Source organism: Neorhizobium turbinariae (assembly GCF_023223505.1).
GTDB lineage: Bacteria > Pseudomonadota > Alphaproteobacteria > Rhizobiales > Rhizobiaceae > Neorhizobium > Neorhizobium turbinariae.
Map to the genome: position 1 here is coordinate 1 of NZ_JALPRY010000008.1, position 20,820 is coordinate 20,820.

Genomic DNA, 20,820 nt, shown 5'->3' on the forward strand with positions numbered 1-20,820 from the left:
GACTTCTCGGACATTTCTTTTTTGCAGGCTGGCGGACATTTCAACCTTGCCGTCACACAGGTGTAGCCGGGTACATTCTATTTTCAAGTGCGATATGCCGGTGATTCAACGGCTTCACTTTGGAGATTTTGGCATGTCCCGCTGCTATCAGCAATTGACCCTCGTCGATCGACGGCGTCTTCATCACCTGGTCGAGCGCAAGGTTCCGATCAACGAGATGGCCCGCCAGCTCGGTCGTCACCGCTCGACCATCTATCGCGAAATCAGGCGCAACACGTTTCACGACCGCGAGCTTCCCGAATACAGCGGCTACTTCTCGGCTGTTGCCGATGACATCGCCAAGGAACGGCGCCGGCGCTTGAGAAAGCTGCGGCGCAATTCGCACCTGCGAAGCATGGTCATCGAGAAACTGGAAGCTTATTGGTCGCCGGAACAGATCGCCGGCCGTCTGCTAGCCGATGGTCTCAGCTTGGTCCGCATCTGCGCCGAAACGATCTACCGCTTCATCTACGGCAAGGAAGACTACGGCTTGGGCCTATACCGGTATCTGCCCGAGGCACGCCGCAAGCGTCGTCCACGTGCGTCGAGGAAGCCGCGAAACAGCGTGTTTCCGGCCAGTCACAGAATATCGCAACGCTCCGATTTTATTGGCAATCGCTCTAGATTCGGCCATTGGGAGGGCGACCTTTTGATCTTCGAACGTGAACTCGGGCATGCCAACGTCACTTCACTGGTCGAACGCAAGAGCCGCTATACCGTGATGATCAAGAACCAAAGCCGGCACTCCCGTCCGATCATGGACAAGATCATCGGAACATTCTCTCCGCTGCCAGCCTTTGCACGCCAGAGCTTCACCTTTGACCGCGGCACGGAGTTCGCCGGCTTCAGGGCTTTGGAAGATGGCATCGGCGCGCGCAGTTGGTTCTGCGATCCCAGCGCGCCATGGCAGAAAGGTGCGGTGGAAAATGCCAACAAGCGCATTCGCGGCTTCATGCCAGGTGATACCGATCTTGCAGCCGTCTCTCAGCGCGACCTGACCCACCTTGCCCGCCATCTCAACGATCAGCCGCGAAAATGCCTCGGATACAAAACCCCGGCAGAAGTGTTCATGGCACATTTGCAGGAAGAGGGGTGATCCCCTACCCTAGACACCGGTATGATGCACTTGGTTAGCTTCTCCACCCCGCATCCATGACAGGCTAAAGGAACCTCTTCCGGTTGATGACGTTGAGTTCCCGCAAGACAAAGACCTCAACATAATCAACAGGAGACACAACATGGGTCGCGGTATTCTTCTCTGGCTTCTTGGTATCCCCCTGCCGATCGTCATTCTTCTCGTCCTGTTCCTGCGCTAACAGGCACGGGCATCTGAAAGCCAACCATGGCAGCATCGGCATCAAGGTCGATGCTCCATCCTTCATGAACAGTTCGACCGCCGCTCCGGCGATCAGCCTTCCTTCTCGGCGACGGATGTTCTATCGAGATGGCCAAGGTCGCGGTCCGGATCAATCACATCCCGCACCCGCTGCTTAAGCTCCTTGGGTCCAGGGAAACCGCCGTCGCGTTTGCGCTCCCATAGTAGTTCGCCATCAAGCCTGATTTCGAAATTGCCGCCGGTGCCGGGCACCAGCGCCACCCCGCCGAGCGCATCGCCGAATGTCTGCAGCAGTTCCTGCGCCATCCATCCCGCTCTCAGCAGCCAGTTGCACTGGGTGCAGTACAAGATCGTTACGCGCGGCTTGGTCATCTAGGTCTCCTGTCGCAGTATGGGCTCTTTCACGAGAATGTCACCTGCCAGGCTCAAGGTTTTGATCGCCATTGGCTCGACAGGATTAAGCGAGGAAGCGATGTGAAGGCTTCATTGATCCAACATCCTCTGAAGGTCCTCCCATGTCTTTTGATTCCGCAGTTCGCTCGAAGCTGATCGTACCAGCTCTGGCGCCGCTTTATACCTCCACCGACCAGATCGTTGAGACGATCCTGCGCGTCACCGCGGGCGTTCTGCTTGTTACCCACGGCATGATGAAGATCGTCAACCCGTTTGGCGCGGTCGGCATGGTGGAGAGCCTGGGTTTCTACCCCGGCGTCTTCTGGTCGCCGCTGCTTGCCACGACCGAGTTCTTTGGCGGCATCCTCGTCGCGATCGGCTTGTTTACGCGACCGGCTTCGTTTGCGGCGACGATCGTGCTCCTCGTCACCGTCTATTTCCACGGCATCGTGCGCGCCGAAGGCCTGGCCGGAGCGGAAAAATCCATCCTGTGGAGCGCAGTCTTCCTGTTCTTCGCCATCCGCGGCGGAAACCGGCATTCCGTTGACGCGCGGCTCTCGCGCACATTCTGAACTGACTTCAGCCGGAGATCCCAAGGATCTCCGGCTCCCCTCCCCGCCCTAAAATTCGCTTATTAGCCATTCCGCATGCGAAATACGCCCCGCGTAAAGATTGCATTCAGGATTTCCTGGTAATCCTCTGTTAGCAATTCTCGTCGATTTGCGACGGCGTGGGCTGCCCCTCTTGTTGTTTTGCGTACGGGTTAGAGATGCGAATATCGGCTGCACCAGCAATCCTTCTTGCATGCCTGAGCTTGTCCAGTTGCTTCTGGTCCGACGACGTCGTCGCGCGCCGGGAAACAACCGGCTCCATCGCGCGTCCCGCTGCCCCGGTTCCCTCCGTCGGCGTCGGCAAGAGCGGCCGGATCGACGCGAACCGCTCGGCAGAAACGGCATCTCCACAACTTGCCTCCCCCTCCCCCGCGTCTTCCGGTGAAACGCATCTGGAGCAACTCGCTTGGGCAAACGCGGAGCGCCCGCCGCAGGCTTTCGCGAGCCAGACCACGGTCGGCATGCCGCTACCCACGGGTCGGCCGGTCGCCATGCTGATGCCCGACAATCCTGCAGTTGAACCGGCACCCCGGCGCGGCGAGCGGATGCGCATCTATAGCCGCCAATTCCGTGACGCCAAGCCGATCGATTTTGGGCGCGTGACGCCGAAACACTATCCCGTACATGGCGTTGACGTGTCGCGCTGGCAGGGCGAGATCGACTGGGCCAAGCTGCGGACCCAGGGGGCGAACTTCGCCTACATCAAGGCAACCGATGGCGGCGATCATCTCGACCCGATGTTCAAGACCAACTGGAACCGCGCCAAGGCAGCGGGCCTTAAGCGTGGAGCCTACCACTTCTTCTATTGGTGCCGGGTTGCGAGCGAACAGGCGGATTGGTTCATCCGCAATGTGCCGCGCGATCCGGATGCACTGCCGCCGGTCATCGACGTGGAATGGAACGGCGACTCGCGGTGCAAGCAGCGGATCAGCCGCGCCCGCGTGCTGGAAAAGATGCAGGTGTTCATGGACAAGATCGAGCGCCACTATGGCCAGCGTCCGATCATCTACACCGCTCCCGATTTCTACAAAGACAACCTGCAGGGCGAGTTCCTAGATTATCCGTTCTGGCTGCGCGCCGTCGCGCAGCACCCGTCGAAGGTTTACCCTGGCCGCAAGTGGGTCTTCTGGCAGTATTCCGGATCTGGCCTTTCGCATGGCGTGAGCGAAAAGATAGACCTTAACGCCTTCCACGGTACGGTGGAGCAATGGCACAGCTGGATAAACTCAAAGGCACTTATCGCCCGAAACTGATCTTGCCTGACGAGAATTTGGAAGGGACTGGCCTTCGGAGGTCAGTCCTTTTTTGCGTTCAGGTTTCTCCGGTTCTCCCAATGCCATTCGACATTGCCTGGAATGAAACCGAGCCGCGGGTTTCGGGTCGCGATGATGCGCCCCGCCGCCGAGTTTGGCGTAAAGGGATCAATGTCTTCGCAGAAGGTCTCGAAGCTGTTTCTCCAGTGAGGATGGACATGCTGATTGGACGTGAGCATTCGGCGATACTGCTCGCGTAGGAACCGTTGTTTTCTCGTTTTAGGCATGGCTCACAGATGGGCGCCGGTGATTCTTTTCGCAACTACCCGCGACGTTTTTGCCCTGTATCATGGCTTGCGAACGAAGGTGCGATGGCGGCACGCTTTTCTTCCCGTATTCAGTTTCATTGCGTTTCGCTGCATATGAGCTAAAACGAAACAGAAATGAATAGCGGGGGCATCATGTTCCTTTCCGATCGCCAGGCGAAGATCATTGAGATGGCCAAGTCCGCCGGGCGCGTGCTGGTGGATGACCTGGCGGTCCATTTCTCCGTCACCCCGCAGACGATCCGCAAGGACTTGAACGACCTCTGCGATGCCCAACTGCTGAACCGCATCCATGGTGGCGCGACGCTGCCGCGCGGCACCGAAAACATGCGGTATGAAGCGCGGCGCCAGATGGCGGCGGCGGAAAAGCAGGCGATTGGCGCTGCCGCCGCGCAGTTGATCCCCAACAACAGTTCGCTGTTCATCAATATCGGCACCACGACGGAGGCGGTTGGCGAGGCACTCGTGGACCACAAGGAACTGATGGTTGTTACCAATAACATAAATGTCGCCAATACCTTGCGGCTGGTTGATGATATTGATGTGGTCATCGCCGGCGGTGTGGTGCGCCAGTCTGATGGCGGCATCGTTGGCGAAGCAGCAGTCGACTTCATCCGGCAGTTCAAGGTGGATTATGCCGTTATTGGTGCGTCCGCCATCGATCCAGACGGATCGATCTTCGACTACGACTTCCGTGAGGTAAAGGTGGCGCAGGCGATCATCGCCAATGCACGCCACGTGATCCTTGTTGCTGACTCTAGCAAGTTCGAGCGCACGGCGCCGGTGCGCATCGGCCAGATCAGCCAGATCCACACCTTCATTACAGATAGATGCGAGTGGGCAGAGTTCCGCGGGATGTGCGAGCAGAGCGGCGTGAGGTTGATCGAAACCTCCGAAACAGCGTGCTGATCGTGGCTCCAGTAGCTTTCGTTTGACATTCGAAAAATTTCGGTTCTAATCTCCTGAAGTTTCGATTTGAGCAGCGGGCGCTGCCTCTCCGGCAGCCGATAGGTAGATGAGCCAAGACGTGCTGGACATCTTTGTCATTGGAGGCGGTATCAACGGGTGCGGTATCGCACGCGACGCCGTCGGTCGTGGCTACAAGGTGGCCCTGGCGGAAATGAACGATTTTGCATCGGGTACCTCGTCCGGCGCGACCAAGCTTATTCACGGCGGCCTTCGCTACCTCGAGCATTACGAGTTCCGGCTTGTTCGCGAATCGCTGGTGGAGCGCGAAGTGCTGTGGGCCATGGCGCCGCATATCATCTGGCCGATGCGCTTTGTCCTGCCCTACCACAAGGGCGGCATCCGGCCCGCCTGGCTGATCAGGCTGGGCCTGTTTCTCTACGACCATCTCGGTGGCCGCAAACTGCTTCCCCCGACAGCGACGCTCGACATGCGCAGCGACCCTGCGGGCAAACCGTTGAAGCCGCTCTTCACCAAGGCGTTTGAATATTCCGACGGCTGGGTGGATGACGCGCGCATGGTGGTGCTGAATGCGCGTGACGCCGCAGACAAAGGCGCGACGATCCTGCCGAGGACCAAGGTCATCTCAGCCCGTCGTCAAGGTAGCGTCTGGATCATCGAGACCCGTAACACGCTGACTGGTGAAACGGGCACCTATACGTCGCGGATGCTGGTCAATGCCGCCGGCCCTTGGGTCGACCAGGTGATCCGCAGCGCGTTCGGCAAGAACGATGCCAAGCATGTTCGGCTCGTGCAGGGCAGCCACATCGTCATCCGCAAGAAGTTCGAGGGCGAGCGCGCCTACTTCTTCCAAAACCCGGACAACCGGATCATCTTCGCCATCCCCTATGAGGGCGATTTCACGTTGATCGGCACGACCGACCGCGATTTCGACGAGGATCCGAAGAACATCCAGATTACCGACGAAGAGACGGATTATCTCTGCAAGGCGGCCAGCGAGTACTTCCGCGAGCCGGTGCGACGCGAGGACATCGTCTGGACCTATTCTGCCGTGCGCCCGCTCTTTGATGACGGTGCCTCCAAGGCGCAGGAAGCGACACGCGACTACGTGCTCAAGCTCGAGACCGAAGAGGCCGCACCGCTTCTCAACGTTTTTGGCGGCAAGCTCACCACCTACCGGCGCTTGGCCGAGCATGCGTTGGAGAAGATCGGCGAGGCGATCGGCACCAAGGGCAAGCCGTGGACAGCGCAAAGCCATCTTCCGGGCGGCAATTTCGCGACGAAAGGCTACGAAACCGAAGTTGCGAAGCTGAAGGCGAAGTACGGCTTCCTTTCGGACAGGCATGCCCGTCGGCTGGTTCGTCGTTATGGCACCCGATCGGCTGTTCTGTTGGGCAATGCTGCCAGTATTGCAGATCTCGGGCAGCATTTCGATGGCGATCTGTATGAGGCGGAGGTTCGCTACCTGATCGAAAACGAATGGGCGATGAGCGCCGAGGACGTTCTTTGGAGGAGGACGAAGGACGGCTTGCGCGTGGATGAGAATGGTAAGAGGCTGTTGGAGGAGTACATGGCCGCATTACCAGCCGGACGAATGGCTGGTTAACGGCGTGTGTTCCCGCTGTGAGGAGGCGGGGGAACAGGCATGCTGGAACTGCGCAATGTCGCGAAAATGGTTGCCGGTGAATATCACATTCATCCGACCACCCTTGCGTTCGAACGAGGCTCACTGAACGTCCTGCTTGGCCCGACACTTTCGGGCAAGACGTCGTTGATGCGGCTGATGGCCGGTCTTGACCAGCCGACCGCAGGCTCCGTGCATTTCGATGGTTCCGATGTCACCGGCGTGCCGGTCCAGAAGCGCAATGTCGCGATGGTCTACCAGCAGTTCATCAACTACCCGCTGCTGACCGTCTACGAAAACATCGCGTCGCCCATGCGCATCGCCGGCAAGGAAAAAACGGTCATAGACCGCGAGGTCCGCAAGGCCGCCGAACTGCTGCGCCTGACGCCTTATCTTGATCGCACCCCTCTGCATCTTTCCGGCGGCCAACAGCAGCGAACCGCGCTTGCACGTGCTTTGGTCAAGAATGCCAGCCTGGTGCTGATGGACGAGCCGCTCGCCAACCTCGATTACAAGCTGCGCGAGGAACTGCGGGAGGAACTGCCGAAGATCTTTGCGCAATCTGGTGCCATTTTCGTTTATGCGACCACGGAACCATCGGAAGCCCTGCTTCTGGGCGGAAACACCGCGACCTTGAGCGAAGGCAGGGTCACGCAGTTCGGGCCAACGACGCAGGTCTACCGCCAGCCATCCGACCTAACGACCGCCAAGACCTTCGCCGATCCTCCCCTCAACTTCATGGAGGTCGAGAAAGCCGGCGCGTCGTTCCAGCATCACGGCCATGTACTGCCCGTTCCAGCGCATCTTCTGAATGTCGATGACGGCCCTATCACCATTGCGTTCCATCCGCATCATCTGGGGCTTGCCGAACAGACCACGGCGGCGGCTCGGCTGCAGGCCCGCACGCAGATCTCTGAGATCACCGGGTCCGAAAGCTTCATTCACTTGGACTTTGGTGGCGTGAAATGGGTGATGCTCGCGCCAGGTATCCACGATCTTGAGCCCGACAGCAGCGTCGATGTGTTTCTCGACACGAGGCACCTGATGGCCTTTGGGCGTGATGGCCGTGCCATTGCCGTGGCAGTGTGAGGTAGGACCATGGCCAGTATCACCCTCGACCAGATCCGCCACGCCTACAACCCCAACCCAGTCTCGGATGCCGACTATGCGCTGCGCGAGGTCGATCATGAGTGGGTTGATGGCGGTGCCTATGCCCTGCTCGGGCCCTCCGGCTGCGGCAAGACAACCTTGCTCAACATCATTTCGGGCCTGTTGCACCCCTCGCACGGCCGCATCCTCTTCGACGGCAAGGATGTGACGGAGCTTTCGACACAAGCCCGCAACATTGCGCAGGTGTTCCAGTTTCCGGTCATCTACGACACGATGACGGTCTACGACAATCTCGCCTTCCCGCTGCGCAACCGGAAGGTTCCTGAAGCGGAAGTAGACCGTCGTGTCCGCGAAATGCTCGACATTATCGACCTTGCGGACTGGTCGAAGCGGAAGGCACGCGGGCTGACCGCCGACCAGAAGCAGAAGATCTCGCTTGGCCGCGGCCTGGTGCGCAACGACGTCAACGCCATTCTCTTTGATGAGCCGCTGACGGTGATCGACCCCCACATGAAATGGGTCCTTCGCTCGCAGCTGAAACGGCTCCACAAGAAGTTCGGTTTCACGATGGTTTATGTGACGCATGACCAGACCGAGGCGCTCACCTTCGCCGATAAGGTCGTCGTGATGTTCGAGGGCCAGATCGTGCAGATCGGCACGCCGGCAGAGCTGTTTGAGAAGCCGCGCCACACCTTCGTGGGTTATTTCATCGGCTCGCCCGGTATGAACATCATGCCGGTGCGGCTGGAAGGTAGCGCAGTGCTGCTTGGACAAGAGAGGCTTGATCTTGTCGCTGCCCCGAGCGTGAACCCGGCTGATCGTCTTGAACTCGGCATCCGCCCGGAGTTCATTCGCCTCGGCCAAAGCGGCCTACCCGTCACCGTCACCCGGGTGGAAGATATCGGCCGGCGCAAAATCGTTCGGGCCGAGTTGCAGGGCCAGCCAATCGCCGCCGTCGTCAATGAAGACACGGAGATCCCGACGGACGCACATGTCAGCTTCGATCCGGCAGGCTTGAACCTTTACGCCAATTCCTGGCGCGTCGAGGAGAGGGCCTCACCATGAACAAGACCTACAACAACAAGGCTTGGTTCTTCGTCCTGCCGGTTCTTCTGCTCGTGGCATTCTCCGCTGCCATCCCACTGATGACGGTGGTCAACTATTCGGTGCAGGACACGTTCGGGAATAACGAGTTCTTCTGGGCCGGCACGGACTGGTTCGATGAGATCCTTCATTCCGACCGCTTCTGGGATGCGCTCGGCCGCAATCTCTTCTTCTCCTTTATCATCCTCGCGATCGAAATCCCGCTCGGGATCTTCATCGCTCTCAACATGCCGAAAAAGGGTATCGGCGTGCCGGTCTGCCTCGTCCTGATGGCCCTGCCGTTGCTCATCCCGTGGAACGTCGTCGGAACTATCTGGCAGGTGTTTGGCCGCGTCGATATCGGGCTCCTTGGACGCACCCTCGCTTCGCTTGGGATCGACTACAACTACGTCCGCGACCCGATCGATGCCTGGATCACTGTCATCGTCATGGACGTCTGGCATTGGACGAGCCTTGTCGTGCTTCTTTGCTACGCCGGCCTCGTGTCCATCCCTGACGCCTATTACCAGGCCGCAAAGATCGACGGTGCGTCGCGTTGGGCCGTTTTCCGCTACATCCAGCTTCCGAAGATGAAGCGGGTGCTCCTGATCGCTGTTCTGCTTCGCTTCATGGACTCGTTCATGATCTACACCGAACCCTTTGTTGTGACGGGCGGCGGGCCGGGCAACTCCACGACCTTCCTTTCGATCGACCTTGTCAAGATGGCGGTTGGCCAGTTCGACCTCGGGCCTGCGGCGGCCATGTCCATTGTCTACTTCCTGATCATCCTGTTGCTCTCGTGGGTCTTCTACACGGTGATGACAAGCAGCGATGCTGAAGAGGGAGGCCGCGACCATGGCTGAGGCAAAGAAGTACAAGCCGGCGGGCAGCTACTCCTGGGTGGTGTCCACCCTCTATATCTTGTTCCTGTTGCTGCCGATTTACTGGCTCGTCAACATGAGCTTCAAGGAAAATGCCGAGATCACCGGCGCTTTTACGCTCTGGCCGCAGAACCCGACCTTGCGGAACTACGCGGTGATTTTCACTGATCCGTCCTGGTACAACGGTTACATCAACTCGATCCTCTATGTCGTTCTGAACACGATCATTTCAGTGGCAGCGGCACTTCCGGCTGCTTACGCCTTCTCGCGCTACCGGTTCCTTGGCGACAAGCACCTGTTCTTCTGGCTGTTGACCAACCGAATGGCGCCGCCGGCAGTCTTCGCCCTGCCCTTCTTCCAGCTGTATTCGGCATTTGGCTTGATCGACACCCACATTGCTGTCGCTCTGGCGCACTGCCTGTTCAATGTGCCGCTCGCCGTCTGGATCCTCGAAGGCTTCATGTCGGGCGTACCGAAGGAGATCGACGAGACAGCCTATATCGACGGCTACTCGTTCCCGCGCTTTTTTATCAAGATCTTCATGCCGCTGATCGCCTCGGGCATCGGTGTCGCCGCCTTCTTCTGCTTCATGTTCTCCTGGGTAGAGCTCCTGCTGGCCCGCACGCTGACGACTACGGCGGCAAAGCCCATTTCCGCTATCATGACGCGCACAGTGTCCGCCTCGGGCATGGATTGGGGCGTGCTGGCCGCAGCCGGTGTGCTCACCATCATCCCAGGTGCCTTGGTCATCTATTTTGTCCGCAATTACATCGCCAAGGGTTTTGCCCTTGGCCGAGTTTGAGGGAGAGCGAGCATGAGCTTCGGATGGATGGCGTGGACCCTGCCGACGGCTGTGTTCTTCATCACCATTCTGGTGCTGATCGCCGCCATGGGCGTCTGGGAGTATTTCTCGCCGGGCGGTGCTCCAAGGGTGGGCGTCCTGCGCTTCGAGACGACCCGCGGCGACCGTCTCTTCATCTCGCTGCTTGGCGCGGCCTTCATTCATCTGGCTTGGCTTGGGTTTGTCGGACCCAATCTTTGGTGGGCTCTGGGACTATCGGTGGTCTACGCGATCGGCGTGTTCCGCTTTGTCTGAAACCCTGTGAATTGGTGGCGGAGGAGGTCCGCTGCCAGAAATGGTGAACTGCAATCGCATCAATGGGAGGACTCGATATGCGACGGCATCTTCTGACATCGACAGCAAGCATACTGCTTGCCTTGGCGGGATCCGCCATGGCTGGCATGGAGGAGGCAAAACAGTTCCTCGACAAGGAAATCGGCGACATGTCGGCGCTTTCTCGCGCCGATCAGGAAAAGGAAATGCAGTGGTTCATCGATGCTGCCAAGCCTTTTGCCGGCATGGACATCAAGGTGGTGTCTGAAACCATCACCACGCATGAATATGAATCCAAGGTTCTGGCGCCCGCCTTCACCGCGATCACCGGCATCAAGATCACCCACGACCTGATCGGCGAAGGCGACGTTGTCGAAAAACTGCAGACGCAGATGCAGTCAGGCGAAAACGTCTACGATGCCTATGTCAACGACTCCGACCTGATCGGCACGCACTGGCGCTACCAGCAGGCCCGTTCACTGACAAAGTGGATGGAGAACGAGGGCAAGGACGTCACCAACCCGGACCTCGACCTGGAAGATTTCATCGGCCTGAAGTTCACAACCGCTCCGGACGGTGACCTCTACCAGCTGCCGGACCAGCAGTTCGCGAACCTCTACTGGTTCCGCTACGACTGGTTCAACGATGAGAAGAACAAGGCCGACTTCAAGGCCAAGTACGGATACGACCTTGGCGTGCCCGTCAACTGGTCGGCTTACGAAGACATCGCCGAGTTCTTCACCGGCCGCGAAATCGACGGCAAGAAGGTCTTTGGCCATATGGACTATGGCAAGAAGGATCCGTCGCTCGGCTGGCGCTTTACCGATGCCTGGCTCTCCATGGCCGGCAACGGTGACAAGGGCCTGCCGAACGGCCTTCCCGTCGATGAGTGGGGCATCAAGGTCAACGAGCAGTCCCAGCCGGTCGGCTCTTGCGTCGCACGTGGTGGTGATACCAACGGCCCGGCGGCGGTCTATTCCATCCAGAAATATCTGGACTGGATGAAGGCCTATGCTCCTCCGGCAGCGCAGGGCATGAACTTCTCCGAATCCGGTCCGGTGCCGGCACAAGGCGAAATCGCCCAGCAGATCTTCATGTACACGGCCTTTACCGCAGACATGGTCAAGCCCGGCCTGCCCGTGATGAACGAGGACGGAACGCCGAAGTGGCGCTTTGCCCCCTCGCCGCACGGCGTATACTGGAAGGACGGCATGAAGCTCGGCTATCAGGACGTGGGTTCCTGGACGCTGCTCAAGTCCACGCCTGACGATCGCGCCAAGGCCGCATGGCTTTACGCGCAGTTCGTGACCTCGAAGACCGTGGATGTGAAGAAGAGCCACGTCGGCTTGACCCTCATCCGCGAAAGCTCGATCCGCCACGAGAGCTTCACCGAGCGTGCTCCGAAGCTCGGCGGTCTCATCGAGTTCTATCGTTCTCCGGCACGCGTCCAGTGGTCGCCGACGGGTACGAACGTTCCCGACTATCCGAAGCTCGCACAGCTCTGGTGGCAGGCGATCGGTGATGCGGCCTCCGGCGCAAAGACGCCGCAGGAAGCCATGGACTCGCTCTGCGCCGAGCAGGAGAAGGTGTTGCAGCGTCTCGAGCGTGCCGGCGTGCAGAAGGACATGGGTCCGAAGCTCGCCGAAGAGCATGACCTCGAGTACTGGAACAAGGACGCCGTGGCCAAGGGCAACCTGGCGCCGCAGCTGCCGATCAAGGACGAGAAGGAAAAGCCCGTCACCGTCAACTATGACGAGCTCGTCAAGAGCTGGGCCGACGCCAAGCAGTAACCATAGCTCTGCCGGGCGCCTTCGTGGCGTCCGGCAGGCAACCATACCCATCTGACAAGTAGGCAATGTGCTCCGACAAGCATAGAAGAGCCCCCTTCCCCGGTTGTAAGCCACATGCTATGCCTCTCGGGCAACTTGCTTGCCCAAACCAACAGGCTTCAGGATGAAGCCTTCGAAACACGAGGATATCTATGGCAACCGGTACCGTGAAGTTCTTCAATCAGGATAAGGGCTTCGGCTTTATCACACCAGACAATGGTGGCGCGGATGTCTTCGTGCACATTTCGGCACTCGGCGGCCAGGCGCTGCGCGACGGCCAGAAGGTCAGCTACGAGCTTGGCCAGGACCGCAAGACGGGCAAGTCCAAGGCCGAGAACGTCAGCGTTCTCTGATTAGGAATCAAGGCGGGGGTGGGACTTGTGTTCCGCCCCTTTCTTTTTGAACCTTTTCCAGGGCGAGGCAGCGCGCGAGCGCGTTCTCCACGCATGCGTGAGGCTGTTATCCCTGCTCCGCCACGGAGCGCAGCAGTTTTCGCGCCAGCTTCAGATGTGGCAGATCGATCATCCGCCCGTCCAGTTGCAGTGCGCCCTTGCCGGGATTGGCCTCGAACGCCGCAATAACCGCTTTGGCATGCGCGACCTCTTCGTCGCTTGGGCTGAACGCCTCATTGATGATCGGCACCTGGTCCGGATGGATCGCCATCATGCCGGTGAACCCGTCCCTTCGTCCATTCCTCGCGTAGGTCCGCAATCCTTCCAAGTCACGGAACGACGGATAAACCGTCTCGATGGCGGGTACATTGGCCGCATGGGCGCCGAACAGTGTCAGTGACCGCACAAGTTCATAAGGTGGTAGATAACGCCCATGTTCGTCCCTCGCGGTCGATGCGCCTATTGCGGCCGGAAGATCCTCCGCACCCCAGGTGAGCCCCAATAACTGCTTTTCGACGCCGGCATAGCTGCCGATCTTGAAGATGGCCGATGGGGTTTCGGTGACGATCGGCAGGATCGGAATACTGTGACATCGGGCAGCAAGCGCCTCGATGCTTGCCGCGCCTTCGGCTTTCGGCAAAACAATCCCATCGGGACGAGCGTCGAGGATGGCGGCCAAGTCATCGTTGACAAGGCCGCTGTCCAGCGGATTGACGCGCACGAAGAGCTTCACACCGCGTGGAGCCGACCTAATGAACGTAGCGACGGCGGCGCGCGCCTGTGGCTTCGCCACCAACGCGACCGAGTCCTCAAGGTCCAGGATCAGGGCATCGGCACCCACCTTCAGCGCCTTTTCCATGTGCTCCGGACGATCGCCCGGCACGAAGAGCAGCGAACGCAGCCTCATGCCGGCTTCCTCTGGACGAGCGCCGAACGAAGGCAGCGGCATACGACTTCATCCCGCTGGTTCAGGAGTTCGTGCTGAAAAGTGACGATGCCGGCCTGCGGCCGGGAACTGCTTGCCCTTGTCTCGACCACCTCTGTCTGAGCCCGCATTGTGTCGCCGATGAACACGGGCTTCGGCATCACGAGCTTGTCGTAGCCCAGGTTCGCGACCAGTGTGCCGAGCGTCGTATCGCCGACCGAGAGCCCGATCATCAAGGCGAAGGTGAACGTGCCATTGACGAGGATTTTACCGAACTCGCTCGCCTTGGCGGCCTCTGCATCGAGATGCAACGGCTGCGGATTATGCGTCATGGTCGAAAACAGGAGGTTGTCCGTTTCGGTGACCGTTCGGCGGATGTCATGCGACAGGCGATCGCCAACGCTCCACTCTTCGAAATACCGGCCTGCCATCACGCATCTCCCTCAACACGAACAAGAAGGCTGCCTTCGGCGACCTGGCCTCCCGTAGTACCCTTCAATTCCGCGACGGTGCCGTCGAATGGCGACACTAGAGCCTGTTCCATCTTCATCGCCTCCAGCACGAGAAGCGGCTGGCCGCGTGTCACATGATCCCCCTCTGCCACATGGACAGCGATTACCGTGCCAGGCATTGGCGCCATCACGGCTCCATCAACAGCCGCACCGGCCTTCATCGCACTGTCAGCGCGGGGGATGCCAAACGACCAGGCGCCACCATCCATAAACAGCACGCCATCGGCGACCGTCCCAGCCTTGGGTTTCGGGTCTAGCTCCACCCGATACACGCTCGAACCTACCTGTACCGAAACCCCTCGTTGCGGTTCGGCATTGAGACGAAGTCCAGATAGCGCTGTCCAAGGATCCGATTTGTCGTGGCTGATGATTGCGTTGGCCGCGCCCTGCAGTACGGCGTCGTTCGACTCCTCGGGAGGAATGAGTTCCGCTGTGTTCCGTTCGATGAATCCCGTGTCCAGCTCCCCGGATAGGAAGCTGGCGTGCTGCAGCGCCCGCACAAGGAAGGCCGCATTGGTCTTGACGGGCCAGACTTCGACCGCTGCAACCGCTTGCGCCAGTTTGAGGGCGGCTTCCCGGCGGTTGGTCCCGTGGCTGATCAGCTTTGCGATCATCGGGTCGTAGTGGGAGGTGATCTCGCCGCCCTCTTCGACGCCGCTGTCGACGCGGATGGTGTTCGGGAGCCGAAGGTGCTCCAGCCGACCAATGGACGGCAGAAAGTCCCTCGTCGGGTTCTCCGCGTAAAGCCGCGCTTCGATGGCGTAGCCCGTCATCTGGAGGTCAACCTGCCTCAGCGGCAAGGGTTCGCCGCCGGCGACCCTCAATTGCCACTCCACCAGGTCCTGTCCGGTAATTGCTTCTGTGACGGGATGTTCGACCTGCAGCCGTGTATTCATCTCCATAAACCAGATGCGGCCGGGCATCAAACCTTCCGAGGCATCGGCGATGAACTCGATCGTCCCGGCGCCCACATACCCCACGGCTTTGGCAGCCTTCACGGCTCCCTCGCAGACGGCGTTGCGGGTTTCAGCGTCCATTCCGGGTGCCGGCGCTTCTTCGATCACCTTCTGGTGGCGGCGCTGCAGCGAACAGTCGCGCTCGAATAGATGAATGACGTTCCCGTGGGTGTCGCCGAAGATCTGCACTTCGATGTGCCGCGGCGAAAGGATATATTTCTCCAGCAGCACCCTATCGTCACCGAAGGAAGACGCCGCCTCGCGCTTGCAGGCCTGCAGAGCGGCGGCGAAATCTGCCGCAGTGTCGACGCGCCGCATACCCTTGCCACCACCGCCGGCAACGGCCTTGATGAGGATGGGATAACCGATCGCGTCCGCCTCCCGTTGCAGGCGACCGGGATCCTGATCTTGTCCGAGGTATCCCGGTGTCACGGGCACGCCCGCGGCGATCATCCGCTCTTTCGCAGCATCCTTCAGCCCCATCGCCCGGATTGCCGCGGGAGGCGCGCCGACCCAGACCAACCCGGCGTTGATGACGGCTTGGGCAAAATCCGCATTCTCCGAAAGAAAGCCATAGCCCGGATGAATGGCCTGGGCGCCTGTTTGCTTGGCAGCCTCCAGGATGCGGTCCTGACGCAGATAACTTTCACGTGCTGGCGCAGCCCCGATGCAGACGGCATCGTCGGCTTCGCGAACGAACGGCATGTCGCGGTCAGCTTCGGAATATACAGCGATTGTCCGCACGCCGAGCCGTCTGGCGGTTCGGATGATCCTTCTGGCGATCTCGCCGCGGTTGGCGATCAGCAGGCTGTCGATCATGGTCTGGTCCAGTGCATCATTCCGGGAACATCGGCAGGCATAAAGGTCACATCCGGAACACGCCGAACTGCGCTCGCTCGGGAATTGGTGCGTTCAGGGCGGCGCTGAACGCAAGCCCCAGAACGTCGCGGGTCTGCGCCGGGTCAATGATGCCGTCGTCCCAAAGGCGCGCGGTCGCGTAATACGGATTTCCCTCGTCCTCATATTTCTGCCTGATCGGTGCCTTGAAGGCTTCGGCGTCCTCTGCGCTCCAGGTTGCGGCATCCCGATGCACCGTCGCGAGGACCGACGCCGCCTGCTCTCCACCCATCACCGAGATGCGGGAGTTCGGCCAGGTGAACAGGAAACGCGGCTGGTAGGCGCGCCCACACATGCCGTAATTTCCCGCACCAAAGCTGCCGCCGATCAGCACGGTGATCTTCGGAACCGAGGCAGTTGCCACCGCCGTCACGAGCTTTGCGCCATGCTTGGCGATACCTTCGGCCTCGTATTTGCCGCCCACCATGAAGCCGGAAATGTTCTGGAGAAACAGCAACGGAATGCCGCGCTGGCACGCGAGCTGGATGAAATGAGCGCCTTTCAGCGCACTTTCGGAAAAGAGCACGCCACTGTTGCCCAGGATGGCGACCGGTATGCCCCATATCCGCGCGAAACCGCAGACAAGGCTGGTGCCGTAAAGCGCCTTGAACTCCTGTAACTCCGATCCGTCTACTATACGCGCGATGACTTCGCGAACGTCGTAGGGTGTGCGCACATCAGGAGGAATCAATCCGTAGAGTTCTTGCGGGTCCAGCCGCGGCGGCCTGGGTTCCGCCAACTCCACGTCCATGCGCTTGGGCTTGTTGAGCGTCGCGATGATCTCACGAACGATCAGGAGCGCATGCTCATCGTTTTCGGCTATGTGATCCACCACGCCCGAGCGTCGGCCATGGGTTTCCGCGCCACCGAGCTCTTCGGCCGAGATGACCTCCCCGGTCGCGGCTTTCACCAGCGGCGGTCCCGCCAGAAAGATCGTACCTTGGTTGCGCACGATGACCGTCTCATCTGACATGGCCGGAATGTAAGCACCACCCGCGGTGCAACTTCCCATCACGCAGGCAATCTGCGCGATACCTGCGGCTGACATTTGCGCCTGGTTGTAGAAGATACGGCCGAAGTGGTCGCGATCCGGGAATACCTCAGCCTGGTGCGGCAGGTTTGCGCCACCGGAGTCGACGAGGTAGATGCAGGGCAGCCGGTTCTCGAACGCAATCTCCTGCGCCCGAAGGTGCTTCTTCACCGTCATCGGGAAGTAGACGCCGCCCTTGACCGTTGCGTCATGTGCAACGATCATGCATTCGCGACCGCAGATGCGGCCGATCCCTGCGATCAGGCCGGCGCCGGGCGCCTCATCGTCATACATGCCGCTGGCCGCAAGCTGGCCGATTTCGAGGAACGGCGAGCCGGGGTCCAGAAGGCGGTCGACGCGATCCCTCGGCAGCAGCTTTCCGCGTGATACATGCCGCTCACGATGTTTCTCCGGTCCACCACGGGCGGCAACGGCTACTTTTCCCTTCAGTTCCTCAACGAGGCGCCGGTTGTATGCAGCGTTTTGGCGGAAGGTCTCGCTCGCCGTATCAACCATGTTCTGGATCACGGTCATCTGGCCTGCCTTTCGCTGCCGCCGATCACTTCGCGGCCAATCAGCATACGTCGGATTTCGTTGGTGCCGGCGCCGATATCGAGAAGCTTGGCGTCGCGCCAAAAGCGCTCCACCGGCCAGTCCTTGGTGTAGCCGGCGCCTCCGAGGGCCTGTACCGCTTGCTCGGAAACCCTTACCGCGCATTCCGATGCATAAAGAATGGCAGCCGCGGCATCATGGCGGGTCACCTTGCCGGCGTCACAAGCCTTTGCGACGGTGTAGACGTAGGACCGTGCTGAGTTCAGCGCGACCACCATGTCCGCCACCTTGGCTTGCATCAGCTGGAAGCTTCCGATCGGCGTGCCGAACTGTTCCCGCTCCCGGACGTAAGGCAGGACCACATCAAGGCAGGCTTGCATGATGCCAAGCTGAATGCCCGCCAACACCACGCGTTCGTAGTCCAGCCCCGACATGAGGACGCCGACGCCGCCGTTGAGCGGCCCCAATATATTCTCTTCCGGTACAAAGCAGTCGTTGAAGACCAGTTCGCCGGTTGGCGAGCCGCGCATCCCGACCTTGTCAATCTTCTGGCCGGTCGAGAAGCCTTCGAAGTCCTTCTCGACCAGGAAGGCCGTGATACCTTTCGCGCCCGCATCCGGCTTAGTCTTCGCATAGACGACCAGCGTCTCGGCATAAGCAGCGTTGGTGATCCAGAATTTGGTGCCATTGAGCCGGAAGCCGCCCTGCACCTTGTCTGCGCGCAGGCGCATCGAGACGACATCGGATCCCGATCCTGCCTCCGACATGGCAAGACTGCCGACATGCCTGCCCGAGATCAGGTCCGGCAGGTAACGCTGTTTCTGCGTCGGCGTGGCCCAGCGCGAGATCTGGTTCACGCAAAGGTTTGAATGGGCACCATAAGATAGGCCGACGGAAGCCGAGGCACGGCTGATTTCCTCGCAAGCCACGACGTGCTCGAGATAACCAAGTGCCAGCCCTCCATACTCTTCTTCAGCAGTGATCCCGTGCAGCCCCAGGCCGCCAAGCTCCGGCCACAGTTCAAGGGGAAAGCGATCCTCCCGGTCGATCTCCGCTGCAATGGGTGCGATTTTCTGGCTGGCAAAACGAGACGTGGTGTCGCGAATGGCATCGGCCATTTCACTCAGGCCGAAGTCCAACTCTGGCATGTTCACATCCTCCCTGTGCCGGATGTTAGCCGCCGGCGCGCGAATAGCAACAGGGGGAAACGGGGCCATCAAGCTTCACAACAAGAAGCAATGGAAGGCCTCGCTGAAACTAACAAATTGTCAGCAAATACCCCGTAACCATTCCTTTCATTGCGACGGCAGTTCTTGGTCAGGCACTATCGGTACTAGAGGAAGGCGGGATCCACTGAATGCGGGACATCAAAGGCGCAGGCCTTCTGCTTGCCTCTCCTGTTGCCTGGCTTGCAGTTGCGATGATCCCGCTGGTGATCCTGCTCATTCTGCCCGTGTCGATCCCGATCGGCCCGATGTACTGGGATACTTATCTTTACCTGGATGCAGCCCAGCGGATCTGGAATGGACAAGTGCCCGCTGTCGATTTCCTCACGCCCGTTGGGCCACTCGGGTATTACCTGTTCGCCTGGGGCCTGCGCCTTTTCCAGAACGCCCAGCCGCTCCTGCTGGCGCAATGGTGCATGCTCGTCGTGGCCGTGCCGCTGATGGCCTTAGCGGTCGCAGATGTTGCACGCGAACACCGTCCCCTCACCCTGGCCCTCGTCGTGCCGTTCCTGTTGTTCGCGGTGTCGCCCGCCAATGTTCAGGCCTTCCACCCGGACCCGGGCCTCGACGGCTTCGGGGTCTATAACCGGCACGCCGTCATCCTGCTTTACGTCATGACAACCGGCCTCCTGTTCCTGCAGGACAGTCGGAAGATGGCTTTGTTCTTGGCCGCCGTCATGCTCGCCCTGTTCCTGACCAAGGTCACTGGGTTCCTTGTCGGTGGGTTGCTCGGGTTGCAGGCGCTCCTCGCCGGAAAGGTTTCTCTCCGTCACAGCGTGCTCGCAGCGTCGCTCTTCGTCGTTGCGCTTGCCCTCCTAGAGCTGCCGACGGGCATGATTTCGGCTTATGTCCGCGAGATCCTGCAACTCGTGGAGATGAACGACGGGTCGATGCTGCCGCGGTCCGTGTCGACGGCTTCTGCAAAACTCGATGTTCTGATCCCCGTAGGGCTGCTTGTTCTCGTGCTGGCGTGGAATGTCTGGAAGCACGGTAAGAGCGATACCCGCTCTCTCGATCACGGCGTCTGGTGGCTTTGTGTTGCCCTGTTCGGCGGCTGGATGTTCGAGACGCAAAACACCGGCAGCCATGAGTTCATCTTCATCTGGCCGATCCTGTTGATGTTGTGGACACGCATCGGCCACCTCAACCCTCGCCTCAAGATGACCGTGCTGGTGCTGGCGGCCTTCGCCACGATCCCGACTGCCACGAAGGTGGCGCATCGGACAATCCGGTCTGCTATGGTCAGTCCGTCTTATGCGTCCCTCGACCTGCCCTTGGTCAAGAACATGCAGCAGGTGCGCTCACGCGCCGATATTATCGGCCACGCGCAGTACCTGGAGACGCACTACCAGAACCATGGTCACGTCTACACCGATCTGCCGAACTGGCACTATTACTCGAACCTCGATTTTCAGCTCTACTGGATCATGTCGGCCAGTCACGCTGTAGAGGCGATCCTGAAGTTCGAGGCGGAGAATGCGGTGAAGCTTGCAAGCCTCATGACGCTGGATTTCAGTAATCCCTTTCCCTGGCTGCTCGACAGGCAAGCGACGAAGCACATCCAGATCGGCGCGGTTCCGGGCCGCACCGTTCCGCCGATGACGCCGAAAACCAAGGAAGCGGTTGAAGCGACCGCAGGCGTCTTGCGGCCGAAGTGTCCTTCAACTGACGCACGGCATATTATCGAAGATCATTACCGGGAGGCCCTCACTTCCCGGCAGGTCGTGGAACTCACGCCGTGCTGGGACCTTCTTCTTCACCAGGATCTTGCGGTGGCTCGCTCTCCGGCGGCACCCTGAAGCGC

At 59.9% G+C, this 20,820-nt stretch carries 19 protein-coding genes; 13 read left to right on the forward strand and 6 right to left on the reverse strand.

Annotation, left to right across the window (positions count from 1 at the left end):
- Window positions 1-133 precede the first annotated feature (133 nt).
- Window positions 134-1,135, forward strand: coding sequence for an IS30 family transposase (locus M0654_RS06615; protein ID WP_248682383.1), 1,002 nt, complete (start codon window positions 134-136; stop codon window positions 1,133-1,135).
- A 312-nt stretch (window positions 1,136-1,447) separates the two neighbouring features.
- On the opposite strand, the gene M0654_RS06620 is transcribed toward M0654_RS06615, so the two are convergent.
- Window positions 1,448-1,747, reverse strand: coding sequence for a SelT/SelW/SelH family protein (locus tag M0654_RS06620; protein ID WP_248682384.1), 300 nt, complete (start codon window positions 1,745-1,747; stop codon window positions 1,448-1,450).
- Between the two features lie 143 nt (window positions 1,748-1,890).
- Here M0654_RS06620 and M0654_RS06625 point away from each other — a divergent pair, with 143 nt between their 5' ends.
- The 11 genes from M0654_RS06625 to M0654_RS06675 all read left to right on the forward strand — a co-directional run bounded on the left by M0654_RS06625 (window position 1,891) and on the right by M0654_RS06675 (window position 12,879).
- Window positions 1,891-2,340, forward strand: coding sequence for a DoxX family protein (locus M0654_RS06625; protein WP_248682385.1), 450 nt, complete (start codon window positions 1,891-1,893; stop codon window positions 2,338-2,340).
- Window positions 2,341-2,537: 197 nt separating this feature from the next.
- Window positions 2,538-3,632, forward strand: a complete 1,095-nt coding sequence (locus M0654_RS06630; protein WP_248682386.1) for a glycoside hydrolase family 25 protein — start codon at window positions 2,538-2,540, stop codon at window positions 3,630-3,632.
- Between the two features lie 461 nt (window positions 3,633-4,093).
- Window positions 4,094-4,867: a DeoR/GlpR family DNA-binding transcription regulator gene (locus M0654_RS06635; RefSeq protein ID WP_248682387.1), complete on the forward strand. Its 774-nt coding sequence runs from the start codon at window positions 4,094-4,096 to the stop codon at window positions 4,865-4,867.
- A 106-nt stretch (window positions 4,868-4,973) separates the two neighbouring features.
- The gene (glpD, locus tag M0654_RS06640) at window positions 4,974-6,491 is read left to right on the forward strand and encodes a glycerol-3-phosphate dehydrogenase (protein WP_248682388.1); all 1,518 of its coding nucleotides are present in this window, start codon (window positions 4,974-4,976) and stop codon (window positions 6,489-6,491) included.
- Window positions 6,492-6,530: 39 nt separating this feature from the next.
- Window positions 6,531-7,598 carry an ABC transporter ATP-binding protein gene (locus tag M0654_RS06645; protein WP_248682389.1) on the forward strand — a complete coding sequence of 356 codons (1,068 nt, stop codon included), beginning with the start codon at window positions 6,531-6,533 and terminating at the stop codon, window positions 7,596-7,598.
- Window positions 7,599-7,607: 9 nt separating this feature from the next.
- On the forward strand, window positions 7,608-8,684 hold the full coding sequence (locus tag M0654_RS06650) for an ABC transporter ATP-binding protein (RefSeq protein ID WP_248682390.1): 1,077 nt from the start codon (window positions 7,608-7,610) through the stop codon (window positions 8,682-8,684).
- On the forward strand, window positions 8,681-9,565 hold the full coding sequence (locus tag M0654_RS06655; RefSeq protein ID WP_248682391.1) for a carbohydrate ABC transporter permease: 885 nt from the start codon (window positions 8,681-8,683) through the stop codon (window positions 9,563-9,565). Before M0654_RS06650 ends, M0654_RS06655 begins: the two co-directional genes overlap by 4 nt.
- A complete protein-coding gene (locus M0654_RS06660) occupies window positions 9,558-10,385 on the forward strand; it encodes a carbohydrate ABC transporter permease (RefSeq protein ID WP_248682392.1) in 828 nt (275 codons plus the stop codon). The genes M0654_RS06655 and M0654_RS06660 overlap by 8 nt, the downstream gene beginning before the upstream one ends.
- A 12-nt stretch (window positions 10,386-10,397) precedes the next feature.
- Entirely contained in the window at window positions 10,398-10,679 is a 282-nt protein-coding gene (locus M0654_RS06665; protein WP_248682393.1) for a DUF2160 domain-containing protein, read from the forward strand.
- A gap of 77 nt (window positions 10,680-10,756) precedes the next feature.
- Entirely contained in the window at window positions 10,757-12,487 is a 1,731-nt protein-coding gene (locus M0654_RS06670) for an ABC transporter substrate-binding protein (protein WP_248682394.1), read from the forward strand.
- Window positions 12,488-12,678: 191 nt separating this feature from the next.
- A complete protein-coding gene (locus M0654_RS06675; protein ID WP_118852666.1) occupies window positions 12,679-12,879 on the forward strand; it encodes a cold-shock protein in 201 nt (66 codons plus the stop codon).
- A 106-nt stretch (window positions 12,880-12,985) separates the two neighbouring features.
- Here the strand turns inward: M0654_RS06675 and M0654_RS06680 are convergent, their stop codons facing one another.
- From M0654_RS06680 to M0654_RS06700, 5 genes are read right to left on the reverse strand one after another with little or no spacing between them, the layout of a single operon-like run.
- Window positions 12,986-13,825, reverse strand: coding sequence for an HpcH/HpaI aldolase/citrate lyase family protein (locus M0654_RS06680; RefSeq protein WP_248682395.1), 840 nt, complete (start codon window positions 13,823-13,825; stop codon window positions 12,986-12,988).
- Window positions 13,822-14,274 carry a MaoC family dehydratase gene (locus M0654_RS06685; protein ID WP_248682396.1) on the reverse strand — a complete coding sequence of 151 codons (453 nt, stop codon included), beginning with the start codon at window positions 14,272-14,274 and terminating at the stop codon, window positions 13,822-13,824. Before M0654_RS06685 ends, M0654_RS06680 begins: the two co-directional genes overlap by 4 nt.
- On the reverse strand, window positions 14,274-16,130 hold the full coding sequence (locus M0654_RS06690) for an acetyl/propionyl/methylcrotonyl-CoA carboxylase subunit alpha (protein ID WP_248682397.1): 1,857 nt from the start codon (window positions 16,128-16,130) through the stop codon (window positions 14,274-14,276). Before M0654_RS06690 ends, M0654_RS06685 begins: the two co-directional genes overlap by 1 nt.
- A gap of 46 nt (window positions 16,131-16,176) precedes the next feature.
- A complete protein-coding gene (locus tag M0654_RS06695) occupies window positions 16,177-17,772 on the reverse strand; it encodes a carboxyl transferase domain-containing protein (protein WP_248682398.1) in 1,596 nt (531 codons plus the stop codon).
- Window positions 17,769-18,938, reverse strand: a complete 1,170-nt coding sequence (locus tag M0654_RS06700) for an isovaleryl-CoA dehydrogenase (RefSeq protein WP_282571560.1) — start codon at window positions 18,936-18,938, stop codon at window positions 17,769-17,771. The genes M0654_RS06695 and M0654_RS06700 overlap by 4 nt, the downstream gene beginning before the upstream one ends.
- A gap of 209 nt (window positions 18,939-19,147) precedes the next feature.
- Here M0654_RS06700 and M0654_RS06705 point away from each other — a divergent pair, with 209 nt between their 5' ends.
- Window positions 19,148-20,815, forward strand: coding sequence for a hypothetical protein (locus M0654_RS06705; protein WP_390919725.1), 1,668 nt, complete (start codon window positions 19,148-19,150; stop codon window positions 20,813-20,815).
- Window positions 20,816-20,820: the final 5 nt, after the last annotated feature.

Bases quoted from the DNA above. Each gene is read 5' to 3' on its own strand.
- M0654_RS06665 (WP_248682393.1), top strand. From the start codon at position 10,398: ATGAGCTTCGGATGGATGGCGTGGACCCTGCCGACGGCTGTGTTCTTC.
- M0654_RS06625 (WP_248682385.1), top strand. From the start codon at position 1,891: ATGTCTTTTGATTCCGCAGTTCGCTCGAAGCTGATCGTACCAGCTCTG.
- M0654_RS06660 (WP_248682392.1), top strand. From the start codon at position 9,558: ATGGCTGAGGCAAAGAAGTACAAGCCGGCGGGCAGCTACTCCTGGGTG.
- M0654_RS06685 (WP_248682396.1), bottom strand. From the start codon at position 14,274: ATGGCAGGCCGGTATTTCGAAGAGTGGAGCGTTGGCGATCGCCTGTCG.
- M0654_RS06680 (WP_248682395.1), bottom strand. From the start codon at position 13,825: ATGAGGCTGCGTTCGCTGCTCTTCGTGCCGGGCGATCGTCCGGAGCAC.
- M0654_RS06705 (WP_390919725.1), top strand. From the start codon at position 19,148: ATGCGGGACATCAAAGGCGCAGGCCTTCTGCTTGCCTCTCCTGTTGCC.
- M0654_RS06690 (WP_248682397.1), bottom strand. From the start codon at position 16,130: ATGATCGACAGCCTGCTGATCGCCAACCGCGGCGAGATCGCCAGAAGG.
- M0654_RS06635 (WP_248682387.1), top strand. From the start codon at position 4,094: ATGTTCCTTTCCGATCGCCAGGCGAAGATCATTGAGATGGCCAAGTCC.
- M0654_RS06630 (WP_248682386.1), top strand. From the start codon at position 2,538: ATGCGAATATCGGCTGCACCAGCAATCCTTCTTGCATGCCTGAGCTTG.
- M0654_RS06650 (WP_248682390.1), top strand. From the start codon at position 7,608: ATGGCCAGTATCACCCTCGACCAGATCCGCCACGCCTACAACCCCAAC.
- M0654_RS06615 (WP_248682383.1), top strand. From the start codon at position 134: ATGTCCCGCTGCTATCAGCAATTGACCCTCGTCGATCGACGGCGTCTT.
- M0654_RS06675 (WP_118852666.1), top strand. From the start codon at position 12,679: ATGGCAACCGGTACCGTGAAGTTCTTCAATCAGGATAAGGGCTTCGGC.
- glpD (WP_248682388.1), top strand. From the start codon at position 4,974: ATGAGCCAAGACGTGCTGGACATCTTTGTCATTGGAGGCGGTATCAAC.
- M0654_RS06670 (WP_248682394.1), top strand. From the start codon at position 10,757: ATGCGACGGCATCTTCTGACATCGACAGCAAGCATACTGCTTGCCTTG.
- M0654_RS06700 (WP_282571560.1), bottom strand. From the start codon at position 18,938: ATGCCAGAGTTGGACTTCGGCCTGAGTGAAATGGCCGATGCCATTCGC.
- M0654_RS06620 (WP_248682384.1), bottom strand. From the start codon at position 1,747: ATGACCAAGCCGCGCGTAACGATCTTGTACTGCACCCAGTGCAACTGG.
- M0654_RS06655 (WP_248682391.1), top strand. From the start codon at position 8,681: ATGAACAAGACCTACAACAACAAGGCTTGGTTCTTCGTCCTGCCGGTT.
- M0654_RS06695 (WP_248682398.1), bottom strand. From the start codon at position 17,772: ATGACCGTGATCCAGAACATGGTTGATACGGCGAGCGAGACCTTCCGC.
- M0654_RS06645 (WP_248682389.1), top strand. From the start codon at position 6,531: ATGCTGGAACTGCGCAATGTCGCGAAAATGGTTGCCGGTGAATATCAC.